The following is a 17,156-nucleotide window of genomic DNA, read 5'->3' on the forward strand; positions in this document are numbered from 1 at the left end:
TGTAGTGAAATAATCCTTACGAACGAGTGACAACAGCCCAGGAAGCTCATATTTCGCACCTCAACACCACCGTTTTGCAATGCTTAGTTGTCAATTGGCGTTTTTAGACTTCGTTTCTGATAGGCGCGCAGAGCGTTTTGATGGGGCGCGCGATACGAGACGAGCGTCCCGATATGTCGCTACTCGTTCCGTTGTCGTACAATAAGGCGAGTGCAGGTGGCGAGCTCTCGATACGAGAAAAAACTGACCTTTACGTCTCTATTTTTATGGTTCAATCGCAGGCTGAAAAGATAAAGTGGGGGCGCATCGTTTCACACAATGCGCCCCCACTGAAGTGTTGAGGAATGTGGATTTATCCTTGGATGATAATTTTCTTATTCATTCCATTGATGGTCACCATATACACGCCTGCCGGCAAGTAGTAGGTGTGAGTATCCTGAAGGATTCCCGAGTGTATGGTTTTGCCATCTATAGAGTAGATGACCACTTCGCCCGGATTCAAGGTGCTTATTGTGAGCTTGTTGCCATCGACGATGAATTTGACCCCCGAATCTGAATCAGCCTTCAAGTCTTCTAAGCCACCCGTGTGATGGCCTACGTAGATGGGAAAGGAAGCCTTTGACTCGCCTCTGTTGTAGAGCACAGAGACTTGATAGCCATATTTCCCATCGGGCAGGTCGTGGTCGATGTATGTTGTCTCGGTCAACAAGTCACTGTTCAGTTTCAGCCCATTTCGGAAGATGTTGTAACCACTCACCTTTAAGGCGTAGAGGCCAGAAGTGTAGCTGATGTCATCGACTAAAATGCCAGTCTTTAACGATGCTGTATACCTGATGGCAAAGTATCTTGCATCGTCGGGTAGTGTGACAGAGACTTTTTCCCAGTCGGCGGGTGCCTCTTTTTCGACGATTTTCTTAAACTGGTCAGGCTCTTGAGTCGTCGAGGAGTACATGATTTCATAGGTCTCGCCTGTAAGATTGGGGTTGATTCTTTGGATGTAGAAGCTCACATCGGTCCCTCCCTTCACTTCGGGCGAAATAAGGTAATCATTGTTGTATGGAGTTGCGCCGTCAATGCTCACGTTGGCATACCATGAGACGAAGCACTGATTGCCGCTGCGTGGCTGCAGGTGAGGATAAGCCTCTGGGGTCACGCCCTCCAGCAGGCTCGGATTCCACACTTGGAAAGCCTGGTTTTTGCCCGTGTTAGGAAACTCGGGAAGGCCGGTCAGTTTTCCAGCGCCTAAGCCATCGCCGTCATAGGTGATCCAATTGCCGATGTAGTCGAGGATAAAGGCGTCATAGCCCTCTACGCCCTCCACTGTCGCTTGGTCGGCAGTAGGAAGGACGGGAGCTTCCCAATCTATAACAATGTCATTTTGATTGCTTTCGGCAGTCACATGCTCAACCCCAGGATACCATGAATCCTTGACTTTGGTATAGGCGTGCCCCGAGCGATTGTTGCCCGGCTCCTGGTCGGCAGAGAATGCGATTTCGGCATAGTAGTCGCATTCTTCCCCGGCTTTGGTGGAATAGATTAAGGACGGGATTTCAATTTCCTTGATCTCACCAGGCGTGATGGGTTCTCCAGCCAGCGAGTTGACGAGGGTGCCATCCTGATAGAGATTGATCTTGTAGTCATCAACTTCCTTCAGTCCTCTATTGAAATATTTCACTGAGTAGTAGCAAGTGTCGTTCACATGAGTCTCAGTTGGACCATTCAATTCCGAGATTGCCAAGTCTTCTTCATATTGCTCGTCGATATGTATGTTGTCAACGTAGTAGTACATCCAATCGTTGTCGGTTGACCCTCTCAAGCCTATCTTGATGTGGCTGTATTCTTTATACGGAGCCAATGGAATGCGGTGCTCCACCCAGCCATAGACTGGATAGGCTGCCGTAATCGTATCACTAACCACCTCGAACTCGCCATTCTCAGGGGCAACTTCAATCACGACCTTTGTTGCGTGATTGTCGCTCTCTACTGTTGAATCCAGCCAGTGGAACATGAAGAAGCTGAACATTGGCTTTTGGGCTTTTTTCAGGCAGATTGCTGGCGAAATGAGCCGGCTGTCGACTTCATTGTCTCCAGCGATGTTGTAGAATTTCGTCATTCCATTATCTTGGTCTTGAGAGTAGACTCCGCCCTCTACATCATCTCTGATGCACTCCCAGGAGAAATAGCCGTTTATCGCTTTAATCGTCCATGGTCTGATGTTGAATTGCCCATCTGGGAATGATTCGCTTACGGGGAAGTCATGAGGTTTCCCGACCACAATGAAAATGGGTTCTACTTCACTGCTGCCCGATTTCGTATCGGCTGTGACTGCATAGTAGAATGCGTCTTGAGCGCCTGCGAGCTCTTTCTCGATTTGGCTATCGGTGTAGTTGAGTTTCTTCAGGCTGGTTGCGACCTGCACGAAGTTTTTCGCGTCAAGGCTGCGCCACACAGAATAGGTGACTTCATCACGATTGAAGTAGCCACCGTGTACGCCTTTTTCGGGCTGTGCCCAAGTCAATTTCACGTGTAAATTGTTATCGATGGTCATGGCCTTCAAGTCACGCACGGGTTCTGAGATGTCGTGCCCTACCCAAACCTTACGCGACACAGGCAAGCCCTCTTTACCGTTTATACGCGCCATGACCTGATAGGTGTATTCTCCATCTTGAGCAGGCTTGTCCACATCGTCAACCTGCTGTCCTGGCGATACGGGAATCGTTTTCACCAATTCATTGTCGCGATAAATCAGCATGTCGAATAGCTCAGGCATGTCATGCCCGTTCAATCGTAGCCTGGGGGCTTTGAAAGAGATTTTTGCCGACACCTCGCCGTTTTCGGCAGGTATAACGCTCAAGTTTGCCACCGAATCGGGAAGAGCGGTTTCAATCCCTTTCTCTACCTTCACGTCGAATAGGTTGAAATAGAAGCTCTCTGGATCGTTATAGTTATAGAATCCCACGTAATAGATGCTGTCCTTTGGCACTTTGACGCTGGCATGATACTCCGTTTTCCATGGGTCGTGAATGCCGTTGAGGTCAAGAATAGTTTGATGGTCAGCGGGATTGGGTGATGTTCCGATGGTAACTTTCAAGTTGGAGGGAGCGCCCATGTTGACATTGAAAGTGAGGTTGTACAGGTTTTTCGCATCCAGGTGGATGGCCGGAGTAATCAGCCAGTCGTTGCCTTGATGCTGCTTGTCAGAGCAATATTGCATCAGCTTTTCGTCTTCTTTCCAGAACCACATGCAGGTGTTGTCATGCCCGTCTTGATCAACATCAATAAAGGTATATAACTGGTTGCACAATTCCCCGTTGCTGAAATTGTCGTAGAAGGGCAGCTCATAGGCTCCCACAGACAGCACCTCGTTGGAGTAGGAGGTACCCCCATCGCCTTTGTCAGAGACCGAGGTCACGCTATATCGGTACTTTGCAGTGGCAGAGGGTATGTCTTCGGTGAAAGAGCTTGCCCCAACTTCTGTTTGCGCCACGGACACTCCGGTGTCGCTGCCGTCATATCTCATGATGTTATACCTCAATGAGGCTGGGTTGATGTAGCCATCGCGAAGACCCTTTTGTGGCGCTTTCCATGTCAAGCTGGCTTTTTGGTCATTGATTGCCAACTGCACATCCAAGGGGGCTGCGGCAATATCTGTACCGATATAGGTAGTGAGCGTCGATTTGCTGCTGCTTCCATGCTCGTTAGAGGCTTGAGCGTAGATTGTGTACAGGCTTTCTTGGTCAAACGACACGTTATCTTTTTCTACTTTTGCCCCAGGATGAACAGTTTCTTGCAGCAACACTTCATCTCCACAGAAGATGGTGACCTGCACATCATGAGTCAAGGCACTGCCGCCGGCTGCCGTTTGCGGGGCCACGCACGATAATTTTCCAACGGTCGCCCCCGCCGATGCGGGTTCAAACTTCAATTCGGTGACCCTTGCCGGAGCTTGAGCATGAATGGAGTCTTTAAGGATGTAAAGACCTATCATTTCCTCAAGATTAGGCATGTCGTCAATTTTGTATGCCGTGGCCGTTTGGGTATTGACTTGATAGAGGCCCGACTTCTCCTCTTCCATATATGCCCAGTAGAGCAGATTGGTGTTGGGGTCGAAAGTCAGTCCCTGGGCGTACTTTGGCGTCAGTCCTGTCTCGCCTATATATTCCGATTTTCCATTTGACTTGTCAATCGTGTAGAGCTGTCCCGTATCGGCGATGCCATAGAGCGTCCCGGTGCTTGACGCGGCCAGGGCAATGTAGGGGCGTTCCACGTCACACACTTTGGTAAACGTTCCGTCAGCCGTGTTCAGTGTGCTCAGAGCCATTCCGCCCTCATTGGTGAAGGTGATCCCGTAAATCTTTCCTGATTCTGGGTCGTAGGATAGCGAGGAGGAGTAAGGCACATTGTTCCACTCGGTGGGTGGCGTGAAAATGTTCTCGACTTCCCAAGTGTCAGTTTTCACGACGGTGCAGGCAATGTACGCCACCATGCCAAATGCCTGTTCGACATTGAATAAGTAGTACTTATCACGGGCATAAACGGCAGCATTCGCTTTGAAAAGCTTGTCTACCTTGATGGGGGCGAACTCAAAACCGCTTTTTATCGGCAAGCTGTACATGCCGTAGTCGAGTTTGTCTTGAGTCCATTTTTGAGAAAACACCATGCAGCCGTAGAGTGCAGTGTTGTCTCCAATTGACTTGACTTGCGTGGGAGACATCGAATGCTCTTTGCGTCTTGACAGCCACGGTGTGGCTTGGTCAGAAGCAGAAGAGGACAGTTGGCGCTGAAGTCCGGTAAACCTCGCCTCGTTGATTGACTGGCGAGTTGGGCTTGGAGGATTGATCACGCTCGATCGCTGTGCATACAGATGCTGCGAAATCAAAAGCAGCATCAGAAGTCTTAACCAAAGTTTCATAGACTGTTTCATAGACTAAAGAGTTAATAGATACAGAAAGAAATTTTGACGAGATAGGCACACGTCGTATTGCTTGGCTCAGTCAAAATGGTTACACTGGACGAAGTTATGGAAATATTCCGTTCTTAGCAAGTTTTCAATGAATTGATACTGAAAAAACTATGATTTGATCTTGAATGTCTGTGATTCTTACTAGACTTTATGCCAAGAAGCTTCGCTTTTTCGCTTCCATTTGAACATAGGAAGCAGGTCGTCATCCGTCAGGTTGTTCCCCGTCCCGCTGTCCTACCACAACTAGTCGATAGCTTCATTACTGGGAGCTCCATAAGCTACTCTCGGACACCAACCAAACCAAGTAGAGACTATTGATAATCTATGCTAAAGTCTCACATGTAGCTCGTGTGGAAGCTCACCAGAATGAAGTCTATACGGGGCGAGTGCGTTGTCGCATTATGCCGCCTTCTGAGCTGATCGCTTATGATGCCATGCTAGGTATGCACCGATCAGAACGAAGGTGACGAGGATCGCGATCATCTCGCCGATATGCTCTAGCGGAGCGATCCAGATCTCGTTAAAGAGGTTGTTGCGCCCCAGTATCTCGACAGGGGTCCAGAGGACGATGACGGCTGGGATCGCCATGCGTATGTTGGCACCCCACTGCTTGCGAGCGAGCTGCTTGCGAAAGATGAAGAAGAAGCCTATGAAGCAGCCCACCCCCACGGCGATCGTCACGGGATGACTCTGACCGAGGAAGCGAGGATCGTAGCAAAACATCAGTAGCAAGTAGCAGCTCCACAGTAGCATCATCGTCTCCATAAAGGTCACCATAGCTGGGTGGCGTGTCATGCCCGAGCGCACCACAAGGTCGCGCTTCTTACCGAGGAGTACCCGCTGACACCAAAGTATGAAGTTGCACCCCGTACGTACATTAAATATATAGAGTAGCATGATCGACACCCAGAAGCCAAACGTCGCCGGCATCAGTAGGTACTCTGGTCTAGTCACAACGATATCCTTGATGTCGTGCATGTGCTGTACGGGTACACCATCGATAGAGAGGATGGGATTCGCAGCTATCCCCTGCACGTAGGTCGTCGTAGTGGTCACGACTCCATTGACAATCTCTGGGTGGGCACCAAAGCGCTGAGCGTAGTACATAAAGAGGAACTCGACCCACCCAGTCCATAGGAATAGTCCCCCGATGAGCCCACAGATCGTCTGAGGAGTATCTTTCTTAGCAAAGACCCCACACACAGCGATCACCAGTCCCAGTAGTCCCAGTCCGAAAGCACTATATGGCAGCACCGCTGGGGCTATGAGCAGCTCCATGAGGATCATAAAGGCGTGTCCTAGAGGCATCAAGCATAGGACAAGGAGGAAGGAGAGCAGCGACTGCCTCCATGCGAGCTTAGGCTGCAAACTAGCTGATTGTGTAAATTTATCCATAAGGTTGTACCATGGTTTGTTGTGAATAACGACGCAAATATACGAAATAGATCCTATATAGAAACAATAGTGTACTAAAATCGCGGAGATGACGCATTATATATACAATGAACTCATCGACCTCTCTACTCCTCGTTTGTCGCTAATGTGTAGCTGTTGGCTATTGGCTGTTGGCGGTTAGCTGTTAGCTAGTAGTGCTAGTGCTCTTGGCTGGGCAAATTCGACACTGGCTCGTTACAATAATTTAGAGCCGAGTACATATCGAAACTGTACTGTGTCGGGGAAAAGTGATTTCCACGTGGATATTTCGAAATCTCCACGTGGAGAATAAAAAATTCTTCGGAGGAATGAAATGAAACTTCGGAAGAATCAAATGAAACTTCGGAAGAAATGAATCATGCCCACGTGGAAAATAAAAAACATCCACGTGGAGATTTGAGATTCCCCACGTGGATATTCGATAAAGGAGGGGATCGGACGAATTTCCCCGTAAAGATATGTAAAGATGCTAGAGGTTAGAAATTAGAAGTTAGAGATTAGAGGTTAGAGATCCGATCACTCTGATAGCTCCGATGGTTCCGATAGTTAACAGCTAACAGCCAACAGCCAATCCATGGCGGACACATTATTATATAGAGTGATCTCATCTATGCCTCGCTGGTCGCTCATGTGTAGCTCCCTGACAGAGGCCTCGTTAAGAGACTCATCCTGTGGCTGTCTGCCCATACGCTCTCTCTTTGCAACAAATAGAGCGTTAAATCGTCTTTACAATAGAATCGCATTAATAAACAAGTAGACCACAAACTATGAGTAGCAAGAATTACCTCCGTTTGTGGGGAGTGATAGCACTCCTCCTCATCACCGCAGGCGCGCTGCGTGCGCAGACCATCACGATTCAGGGGCGCGTACTCGCTAGTAGCGACTCGACCGCGCTCGTCGGGGCTAGCGTCGGGCTATTTGACGACAAGGGGCAGCTAACCGCAGGCGTCTCGACAGAGAGCCAGGGGCAGTTTGTCCTGAAGGCAGATCCGCAAGTCGCTAGAGAGCTGCGGATCAGTAGCGTAGGTTACACACCGATCACCATCGAGATAGCGGGCGATGCACAAGGGGTGATCGCTCTCGGCACGCTCTACATGTCGGAGGATAGTCAGCTACTAGACCAGGTGGTCGTGCAGGGCGAGCGAAGCCGTGTAGACAAGATGCTACTCTTCCCCAAGCAGGCAGAGCTGGCGCGCAGTCAGGACTTTCTCAGCTTGCTACAGACCATGCATCTACGTGGTCTGACCATTGACCTGATGAACAAGCAGGCGACTATCCGTGGCGGGGCGGTGCAGTGGCAGATCGATGGCGTACCCCGCACGATAGAGGATGTGCAGAGCATCGACCCTGAGCGCATCCTGCGCATCGAGTACTCTGACATGGTCTCAGCGCGCTACACCGATCGTGGCATCGGGGGAATCGTCAATGTGATCCTCAAGGAGCGTCTGCATGGAGGCTCCGTCTGGGCGCAGGTAGAGTCAGCACTGACGACGGGCTTTGTCAATGGAGCTTTGGGGGCTCGCTACGATCGAGGGCGTCATTCCTTTACACTAGACTATAACAATGGCTTCCGAAACTACCGCAAGCGCTTTGCCTACCTAGAGACGAAGTACATAGCTCCGCATCAGGAGCTGATTCGCACGGAGACGCCCGAGGCTAGTCCCTTTGGTTATTTGGTTCAGGACCTTAACCTCTCCTATTTATATAAGCCCAGCGAGCGACAGCAGTTCAGTGCTACGCTACGCAATGAGTTCTTAAATTACCACAGCAACTCCACCTCGCAAATAGCGCAGAGCGACAGCGACCCCTTTCATAGGGAGTCTAGCGTCAAGGAGCGTAGCTACACGCCAGCACTCGATCTGTACTATGCCAATATGCTGAGCAATGGGGGCAAGCTGGAGGTCAATCTCGTAGGCTCTTACAGCGGTGGTCATCGAGACTTCTTGCTACAAGATCAGATGCCCACGCAGCTACGTGAGGTGCAGAACTCTGTCGACGTGAGCCGCACGGCCCTCATCGGGGAGGTGGTCTACAACCATCCTTTCAGCAGTCACTTCATACTCGCCACAGGCCTGCAGCATACGACCGCCTATTCGCTCAATAAGTATGTTGAGGTGACGGACAATCTACTGGAAAACAACAGCTACCTCTTTGCCAATGCGCAGGGACAACTCGGTAAGGTGCAGTACAGTATCGGTACGGGTGCCAAGCTCTTTGTCGTGCAGGATGCGACCGACCGAAAGAGCTTCGTGCGAAATCAGAGTACGCTCTCGCTTTTCTACAGCCCGATCAACCATCTGACGCTCGTCCTCAAGTCTACCTACCTGCCTACGCTCCCCTCGCTGAGTATGCTCTCACGGGTGCGACAGCGTGTGGACGACCTGATGGTGACGAGTGGCAATCCAGATCTTAAGGCGGCTCAGTCGCTCTACAACCGCCTCGGGGTGTACTACCAGACGAACCTCTTCACGAGCAATGTAGACTTCTCAATAAACAACACGTGGTCGCCTATCCTCTGGGATGCGACCTACGATGCGGCGGGCGGTTATTTCCTCAACCGTGCTATGAATGGACGCTACAATCGTCAGTATAGTATCTCTTGGCAGGGCGGGCTAAACAACTTGTGGAACTTCCTGACGCTGCAAAGCACCGTGCGCTACGATCTGTTTCGCACGCATACGGGTGTCGCCGCCTACAAGCTCAACAGTCTCTACTGGGATGCCAGCGTGATGATGAACTACAAGGGGTGGACGCTCGGCTATGCCTATCTCCATCCGCAGTGGACGCTTTCGGGGCATACGAAGTCTCTGGGCGAAAACTCCTCCCGCCTGATGCTCCTCTACAAGTATCGCGACTGGAACTTCTATGCGAGCTGTATCTTCCCCTTTACGCCACGTGGTGCCGAGTATCGTAGCGAGTCTCTCTCGCCCGTCATACCCAGTACGAGCCACGTTTACATCCTAGACAACCGCAATATGGTGACTGTCGGGGTCTCTTGGCGACTGAACTTCGGTAAGCAGCTCCAGCTCATCGACCGCACGCTCCAAAACAAGGACTCCAACGAGAGCGTCGTTAAGTGAAGTGAGAGCAGACTCATAACATTTAAGTATTTCGATACACAAGACTGGTCGCAAGGTTTGTCGCTTTGTGGCGTGAAGACTCTTGCCTAGTCAGATATATTGTCTTATATTTGCCTACATCGAGATCGGAGCAGGATTTACCTCTTACCTTCTCGCTACTAAATAGTTTAACCAGTTATAGAAGTACTATGAAAAAGAATCTACGCATTATTCCGCTGCTGATTTTACTAAGCTTCGCTTTCGGAGCTTGTGATTCTGACAGTTGCAATGAGCCCGTCTGTATAGCGGTGGCTCCATCTGAATTGACCCTAGAGGTGGGGGAGATGCAAGCACTATCCGTCTCGGTCGGTGAGAGTGCCCGTGGGCTCGAGGTGTCATTCACGAGTAGCGCAACAGACATCGCAACTGTCGATGCCAAGGGGTGCGTGACCGCCATCAAGGTTGGCTCTGCCACCATCTCCGTTCAAGTCGGATCTAGTACGACCTCTGTTCCAGTGACGGTCGTGCCCAACAAAAACGACGCTCCGCAGCAGTTACCGCTGATTAAGTTTGATGTCACTTACGATGACTCGGGAAATGTCTCTGATGAGGATATCTTAAACCACGAAAAGAGCCTCGGGCGTGAGTCACGTCCTATCTTTTACTCAGAGACCATCGTCTACAAGGGCTTCGTAAATACGAATCTTAGTACCATCACGGGTGCGATATACGGCCTAGAGCTGGGAGACGGTTCGAAGATCGTCGTCGCCTATAGCACGGAGACAGTCAGTGACTGCCCCAAGACGAGGGAGATGCTACGTCAGCTGGGCTTTAGCCACATAGAGGAGCGCTCCGTAGGGCTGGATGTACTAGGCAAGACGACGCCTGGACTTTATGCAATCCATGACAGTGATCCTAGTCTGTCCGTCCTTATGTACGACCAGCGTAACAAGGACCTAAAGTCCAATATGTACATCCAGTTTAGCCGCATAGCCACTGTCGAGGCACAGCACCCGCTCATCCCGGATGTGCTAGACTTCCCCTCCTTGGAGATCTTTGCTAAGCATGATGTGGATGCGATCAAGGCCTTCGAAGAGCGTATCGGCTTCAGAGACTTTAGCCAAGAAGAGTCTTACGAAACAAATCTCTGCTTTAACACAAAGAGCGATAAGGTAGACAAGAGCAATCTTGCGTGGGTCATTTATTGCAATGAGTCAGAGGCTGGACCTGCTTTCATCAACTCTGAGGTGACAGGTATCCGCACGCTACGTGAGCTAACCTCTGATGATGTGCGTAACTATCTAAGCAAGAATGGATTTGACCGTAATTACAGCATCACCACGGGCAACTACATCCAAGTCTACAACGCACAGGGAGACCTATGCCACCTATTCATGCAGGCGTATGAGGATGGCAACGCCTGTATGATGCAGTTCATCTGCAAGTCTGATCTCGCAGAGGAAGAGGCGCAAGCACGTCTGCAGCTCCCGACTCAATTAGCGTCGCCAAAGCCCCTTGCCTCAAAAGGAGTAAAGCGAAGACTCTGGAGAGCTAAGTAATCGTCTGAGAGGGTTACTAGTCTCTGATGAGTAAGAAGGCGATTCGTGTAGAGGCGGACGAAGCTGTCCGTCTCTACACTAATATATATGGAGAAAACTCAAGACTCTCTCTTCCCTTCAAGTGAAGCATGCGTATTTTCCACTCCAAAATGCAATTTGGAGTGGAGCTCGCCCTGCTCCGGACGCCCCCTCCTCTCCTAGGAGGGCGGGAGGAGCAGGTAGCGAGCTGCCGAGACGAAAAAAGGGACGATGCGCTCACCGTCCCTTTAAGGTTAATGCAGTATATTTGCTGTGGAAACAAAAACTTAGCTATATACAAGTATGCATCTAACCCAAGCGCAAAGATACGAAATTGCTGCTCTTCTGAAGACTAACACGCCTCAAAAAAAGATCGCAGAGGTCATAGGAGTACACCCTAGCACCATCTGTAGAGAGATTAAGAGGAACTTGACACCCGCTGGCAACTATAGCCCTACTCAGGCTCAGATGTTTGCCAAAGAGCGACAAGACTGGAAGAACAAGGCAAGAGCTAAATTGACGAATGCTATGAAAGCTGATATTGTCCAGTGCATTGTAGAGCATAAATGGTCTCCAGAGCAAATTGCTGGAAGGCGAAAGCTGGAGGGCAAGCCGATGGTCGGTAAGACCTCCATTTACAAGTTCCTGCATCAAGACAAGAAAGCTGGAGGCAAGCTTTACAAACACACAAGGCATGGGCTAGCTTATCGCAAGCGACGCCTGGCCGTACCAATAAAAACAGACTGGCCTAAGCGAAAGTCCATAGAGACTCGTCCTGAGTGCATTGACCAGAAGGCACGAGTAGGAGATTTTGAGATGGATACCATTATAGGCAAAGAGCAGAAAGGAGCAATTTTAACGCTTGTAGAGCGTGTTACAGGCTTTACTATCATACGACTTCTGGAGCATGGCAAGGATGCCAAAGCTCTCGCCAGAGAGGTGAATAAAGCTCTGAGGTACTACAAGAAGATGGGACTGCTACACTCGATCACAACCGACAATGGAAGTGAGTTTGCCAAGTTTAAGACCATAGAGAGGTCTCTCAAAACGCCCGTCTACTTTGCCCACCCCTATCAATCCTGGGATAAGCCTCATATTGAGTACCTAAACAAACTGCTACGCCAGTTTATTCCTAAGGCCTCTACTTTCGAAGACTTAACTGACGCTGACCTTAGACGCTTTCAGAACCTACTAAACAATAGACCCCGTAAAAACCTAAACTATAAGACACCCAATGAAGTCATCAAAAACATCATTCTTGAGAAATTGCATTAGCGGGTGGAATGTACGATGTAATGCCACAGAGGGTGGGGTATTGTGAGATCCAAAAAGAATGTGTACCTTTGCACCAGCAAACGTGAAGGGAAGTATCTCCCAGGAGTAGCGAGGTGGCTACTTTTAGTGCGGTTGCTGCGATGGTGATCATAGCTCAGCTGGTTAGAGCATCAGATTGTGGTTCTGAGGGTCGTGGGTTCGAATCCCACTGGTCACCCTATAGCTTCGCTAGTTTTTTTCTTTTCTCTGTCCTAGCGTTGTTATTTCGATCAGTTTTTTGATTACAACTTATTTGTTTTGAGGTTGCTAAGACGTTTGTTTTAGCAACCTTTTTTCTTTGCTGGGGAGGGGAGAGGGCAGTGTTGTGTCGTCTCAAAGTGTAGCCTTGTGGCGTCAGGGTGTGTCGTAGACAAGGAGATTTTTACTATCTTTGCACCGTATTGTTGTCTTGCAGACAATAAGTGGCTGGGATGTCTGGCCAAGTTGCTCTGCCTTTGCTGGTCTATGTGTTGCCAGAGGCGGTCTGTCTAGCAGATCGTGTGAGACGACGATGTCGAGGGTGACTATCACGGTGGTGGCGGTCGCTCAGCTCAATCACTTACTTAATTACTAACAGAATACCAAATATAATTTCCCCCAAATGAAGAACAAGAAGAGAATCTACACCTTTGGCAATGGAAGTGCCGAGGGTAATGCTCAGATGAGAGATCTACTTGGAGGTAAGGGTGCTAACCTTGCGGAGATGAACCGCATAGGTGTGCCTGTACCTCCCGGATTTACTATTTCGACTGAGGTATGTACAGAATATTATGAGCGTGGCCGTGAGGCTGTTGTCGCTGACCTCAAGGATGACTTGATGGCTGCCGTCAAGCATATCGAGACTATCATGGGCTTTAAGTTTGGCGATGTAGAGAATCCTCTTCTCGTCTCTGTCCGCTCGGGCAGTAGAGCCTCTATGCCTGGTATGATGGACACGATCCTCAACCTTGGTCTCAACGATACGGTCGTCGATGGCTTGGCTCGCAAGAGTGGTAACGAGCGCTTCGCTTGGGACTCTTATCGCCGCTTCGTGCAGATGTATGGCGATGTCGTACTCGGTATGAAGCCTGTCAATAAGGACGACATTGACCCCTTTGAGGCAATCATCGAGGAGGTCAAGAAGGAGGCTGGCGTCAAGCTCGACAACGAGCTCACGACAGATCACCTCAAGGATCTCGTCAAGCGCTTCAAGGCAGCCGTCATGAAGGCTACGGGACACGACTTCCCCACTGATCCATACGAGCAGCTATGGGGCGCTATTATGGCGGTCTTTGGCTCATGGATGAATGACCGTGCAATCCTCTACCGTAAGATGGAGGGTATACCCGATGATTGGGGTACTGCCGTAAACGTCCAGGCGATGGTCTTCGGTAATATGGGTGACACCTCCGCTACGGGTGTGGCTTTCACTCGTGACTCAGCTACTGGCGAAAACCTCTTCAACGGTGAGTACCTAGTCAATGCACAGGGTGAGGATGTCGTCGCTGGTATCCGCACGCCTCAAGAGATTACAATAGAAGGCTCACGTCGCTGGGCTGAGCGTGCTGGTATCGACGAGGCAACTCGTAAGGCTCAGTATCCCTCTATGGAGGAGACCTTCCCCGAGATCTATGCTGAGCTAGATGCTATACAGCACAAGCTCGAGGAGCACTACCACGATATGCAGGATCTTGAGTTTACCGTACAGGAGGGCAAGCTCTGGCTCCTCCAGACACGTAATGGTAAGCGTACAGGTCAGGCGATGGTCAAGATCGCTATGGACCTCCTACGCGACAAGCAGATCTCCGAGGAGGAAGCGCTACTACGTGTGGAGCCTGCTAAGCTTGATGAGCTACTGCACCCTGTCTTTGACAAGAAGGCGCTACAGTCTGCTAAGGTGCTGAGCAAGGGTCTCCCCGCCTCTCCAGGTGCAGCTACAGGACAGATCGTCTTCTTTGCTGATGACGCTGCCAGCTGGCACGAGCAGGGCAAGGAGGTGATCATGGTACGCATCGAGACCTCGCCTGAGGATCTCGCTGGTATGAGCGTGGCACAGGGTATCCTCACGGCACGTGGTGGTATGACCTCACACGCAGCTGTCGTGGCTCGCGGTATGGGTAAGTGCTGTATCACGGGTGCTGGTGGCCTCATTGTCGACTATAAGGCTCGCACCGTAACCGTCGATGATAAGGTCCTCCACGAGGGTGACTTCATCTCGATCAATGGCTCTACGGGTGAGATCTACGAGGGACAGGTCGAGACCATCGCTGCTGAGATGGATGCTGACTTCCGTCAGCTAATGGAGCTAGCCGACAAGCACTCTAAGCTCGCTGTACGTACCAACGCTGATACGCCTCATGATGCTGCTACGGCACGTAACTTTGGTGCTGTCGGTATCGGACTCTGCCGTACGGAGCACATGTTCTTTGAGGACAACAAGATCAAGGCAATGCGTGAGATGATCCTCGCTACAGACACAGAGGGTCGTCGCAAGGCTTTGGCAAAGCTTCTCCCGATCCAGACTGAGGACTTTAAGGGTATCTTCCGTGCTATGAAGGGGCTTCCCGTCACCGTGCGCCTACTAGATCCCCCGCTTCATGAGTTCGTGCCTCAGACGGAGGCTGGTCAGGTAGAGCTGGCGAAGGCTATGGGCGTCGAGCCTAAGTTCGTTCACGACCGTGTCGAGCAGCTTCACGAGCTGAACCCAATGCTTGGACATCGTGGCTGCCGTCTAGGTAACACCTATCCTGAGATCACCGAGATGCAGACACGTGCTATCCTAGGCGCCTGCCTCGAGCTCAAGAAGGAGGGTGTCGAGACGCATCCTGAGATTATGGTGCCACTCGTTGGTGTCGTCGAGGAGTTTAAGCTACAGGCTCGCGTGATCCGCGAGGCCGCTGAGGCTCTCTTTAAGGAGCAGGGCGATCGTATTGACTTCCACATTGGTACTATGATCGAGGTGCCACGTGCAGCTCTGACCGCCGATGAGATTGCTAAGGAGGCTGACTTCTTCTCCTTCGGTACGAACGACCTCACGCAGATGACCTTCGGATACTCTCGTGACGATGTCAATACCTTCCTACCTACCTATCTAGACAAGAAGATCCTCAAGGTAGATCCCTTCCAGCAGTTGGATCAGAGAGGCGTAGGTCAGTTGGTAAAAATGGGCGCCGAAAAGGGTCGCTCCGCGAAGTCTACGATCAAGCTCGGCATCTGTGGTGAGCATGGTGGTGATCCATCATCAGTAGAGTTCTGCCACCGTGTAGGGCTCAACTACGTCAGCTGCTCGCCCTTCCGTGTGCCTATCGCACGCCTAGCAGCAGCTCGTGCCGCAGTCGAGGATAAGAAGTAAGCAGCGCAGGTGAGCAGTGCTCTCGTTGCAGAGTGCTTCGCTCGCTAAGCTAACTACAATAATAAAGCAACTCTCTGGAGTCGCTCCCTAGGCGGAGTCTCTGGAGAGTTGCTTTTGTTTTGTAGCTCCTGATAGAGCGATTATGATGCGTCAGCCCTGTTTGCTCCAGTGGGTTTATTGCCAGTTTGCAAAATAGTTGTACCTTTGCGGTGCTGATTATTATCGAAACGAGATAACCAGAGCAAGCTTTTGACCTCACATGAGTGTCGTAGTGGTGTCTGTGTCGGTGTATAAGGAGTGCGTCCACGCTCCATCGATAGCCTACCGACAGGTGAACGGATCCCTCGCGACAGCCTTAGAGTGACACTCCTCATATAATAGTAGAGGTGTCATGATCGGGGAGCTCGAGGAGCCTGCGCCTAGGGAGATCTCCTTTTGTATTAATCCCAATCAAACTATTAGCGTGAACACATTAAGCTATAAAACACAATCCGCCACCAAGGAGTCTGCTCAGAAGGAGTGGCTCGTGGTAGATGCCGAGGGGCAGCGTCTCGGACGCCTCTGCTCTATTGTTGCTAAGATACTGCGTGGCAAGTACAAGCCTTGCTTTACACCTCATGCAGACTGCGGTGACAATGTTATCATCATCAATGCCGACAAGATCGAACTTACAGGCAATAAGTGGGACACCCCAAGCTATCTGACCTTCTCAGGCTATCCTGGAGGGCAGAGGATATTCTCCCCAAGAGACTTCCAGAAGAAGAGCTCTCGCAAGCTCTTCGAGAAGGTGCTCAAAGGGATGCTCCCTAAAAACAAGCTCGGTGCTGAGCTGCTGACGCACGTCCGGGTCTTCGATGGTCCCGACCACACTATGGAGGGTGTACAGCCCCGTAAGATCGATATCAATACACTTAAATAAATACGCGGTAAACGATGGAACAAATCAATGCTATAGGTAGACGTAAGGCTGCAGTAGCCCGCGTATATCTCACAGAGGGTTCGGGCAAGATAACGATCAATAAGAAGGATATCGCTAACTACTTCCCCTCATCAATACTTCAGTACATTGTGAAGCAACCTCTCCTCAAGCTAGAGGTGGCTGACAAGTATGATGTCATGATCAACCTCACGGGTGGAGGCTTCAAGGGACAGAGCGAAGCAGCTCGTCTTGGCATCGCTCGTGCACTGATCAAGATCAACCCTGAGGACAAGGCTACGCTGCGTGCAGCAGGCTTCGTAACACGTGATCCACGTGTCGTAGAGCGTAAGAAGCCAGGACGTCCTAAGGCTCGTAAGAAATTCCAGTTCAGCAAGCGTTGATGGTGCTGGGGGAATGCTATCGCAGCTTGAGCAACTCATTGTGGTGCTCCTCCTGTGGTACTGCACACCCCGCACGATCTCTCGCGTTTAGTATCTAAATTGCATCGATGGTGTACTAGACTTTAGACTTTAGAAATTAGACCTTAGAGGTTAGACCT

Annotated in this window: 9 protein-coding genes and 1 tRNA gene; 7 read left to right on the plus strand and 3 right to left on the minus strand. The window is 50.5% G+C overall.

All coding sequences use genetic code 11. The features are described from left to right. Positions 1-352: 352 nt before the first annotated feature. The 3 genes from Q2J34_RS04340 to Q2J34_RS04350 form a co-directional block, all read right to left on the minus strand. Positions 353-4,912, minus strand: coding sequence for a choice-of-anchor J domain-containing protein (locus Q2J34_RS04340; RefSeq protein WP_298886667.1), 4,560 nt, complete (start codon positions 4,910-4,912; stop codon positions 353-355). Between the two features lie 450 nt (positions 4,913-5,362). Next, entirely contained in the window at positions 5,363-6,358 is a 996-nt protein-coding gene (locus tag Q2J34_RS04345) for a hypothetical protein (protein ID WP_298886670.1), read from the minus strand. A 585-nt stretch (positions 6,359-6,943) separates the two neighbouring features. Beyond that, entirely contained in the window at positions 6,944-7,084 is a 141-nt protein-coding gene (locus tag Q2J34_RS04350; RefSeq protein ID WP_298886673.1) for a hypothetical protein, read from the minus strand. Between the two features lie 80 nt (positions 7,085-7,164). Here Q2J34_RS04350 and Q2J34_RS04355 point away from each other — a divergent pair, with 80 nt between their 5' ends. From Q2J34_RS04355 to rpsI, 7 genes are all read left to right on the plus strand, one after another. Then, the gene (locus Q2J34_RS04355) at positions 7,165-9,477 is read left to right on the plus strand and encodes a TonB-dependent receptor (protein WP_298886678.1); all 2,313 of its coding nucleotides are present in this window, start codon (positions 7,165-7,167) and stop codon (positions 9,475-9,477) included. 188 nt (positions 9,478-9,665) lie between these two features. After that, a complete protein-coding gene (locus tag Q2J34_RS04360) occupies positions 9,666-11,015 on the plus strand; it encodes an Ig-like domain-containing protein (protein WP_298886681.1) in 1,350 nt (449 codons plus the stop codon). Positions 11,016-11,336: 321 nt separating this feature from the next. After that, positions 11,337-12,308, plus strand: a complete 972-nt coding sequence (locus Q2J34_RS04365; protein ID WP_300969182.1) for an IS30 family transposase — start codon at positions 11,337-11,339, stop codon at positions 12,306-12,308. Between the two features lie 143 nt (positions 12,309-12,451). Further along, a tRNA-His gene (locus Q2J34_RS04370) sits at positions 12,452-12,525 on the plus strand. A 423-nt stretch (positions 12,526-12,948) separates the two neighbouring features. Then, positions 12,949-15,678, plus strand: coding sequence for a pyruvate, phosphate dikinase (gene ppdK / locus Q2J34_RS04375; protein WP_300969366.1), 2,730 nt, complete (start codon positions 12,949-12,951; stop codon positions 15,676-15,678). A 463-nt stretch (positions 15,679-16,141) separates the two neighbouring features. Continuing rightward, positions 16,142-16,597 carry a 50S ribosomal protein L13 gene (gene rplM, locus Q2J34_RS04380; RefSeq protein WP_298888961.1) on the plus strand — a complete coding sequence of 152 codons (456 nt, stop codon included), beginning with the start codon at positions 16,142-16,144 and terminating at the stop codon, positions 16,595-16,597. 14 nt (positions 16,598-16,611) lie between these two features. After that, positions 16,612-16,998 (plus strand): 30S ribosomal protein S9, encoded by a 387-nt coding sequence (rpsI, locus tag Q2J34_RS04385; RefSeq protein ID WP_296928961.1) that lies wholly within the window; start codon positions 16,612-16,614, stop codon positions 16,996-16,998. The last annotated feature ends 158 nt before the right edge of the window (positions 16,999-17,156 follow it).

Origin of the sequence: Porphyromonas vaginalis (assembly GCF_958301595.1) — a bacterium.
In the GTDB taxonomy this organism is placed as follows: Bacteria; Bacteroidota; Bacteroidia; order Bacteroidales; family Porphyromonadaceae; genus Porphyromonas; species Porphyromonas vaginalis.

What these genes read in the sequence shown, in the direction of transcription:
- Q2J34_RS04340 (WP_298886667.1), bottom strand. Translation starts at nt 4,912, where the DNA reads ATGAAACTTTGGTTAAGACTTCTGATGCTGCTTTTGATTTCGCAGCAT.
- Q2J34_RS04345 (WP_298886670.1), bottom strand. Translation starts at nt 6,358, where the DNA reads ATGGATAAATTTACACAATCAGCTAGTTTGCAGCCTAAGCTCGCATGG.
- Q2J34_RS04350 (WP_298886673.1), bottom strand. Translation starts at nt 7,084, where the DNA reads ATGGGCAGACAGCCACAGGATGAGTCTCTTAACGAGGCCTCTGTCAGG.
- Q2J34_RS04355 (WP_298886678.1), top strand. Translation starts at nt 7,165, where the DNA reads ATGAGTAGCAAGAATTACCTCCGTTTGTGGGGAGTGATAGCACTCCTC.
- Q2J34_RS04360 (WP_298886681.1), top strand. Translation starts at nt 9,666, where the DNA reads ATGAAAAAGAATCTACGCATTATTCCGCTGCTGATTTTACTAAGCTTC.
- Q2J34_RS04365 (WP_300969182.1), top strand. Translation starts at nt 11,337, where the DNA reads ATGCATCTAACCCAAGCGCAAAGATACGAAATTGCTGCTCTTCTGAAG.
- ppdK (WP_300969366.1), top strand. Translation starts at nt 12,949, where the DNA reads ATGAAGAACAAGAAGAGAATCTACACCTTTGGCAATGGAAGTGCCGAG.
- rpsI (WP_296928961.1), top strand. Translation starts at nt 16,612, where the DNA reads ATGGAACAAATCAATGCTATAGGTAGACGTAAGGCTGCAGTAGCCCGC.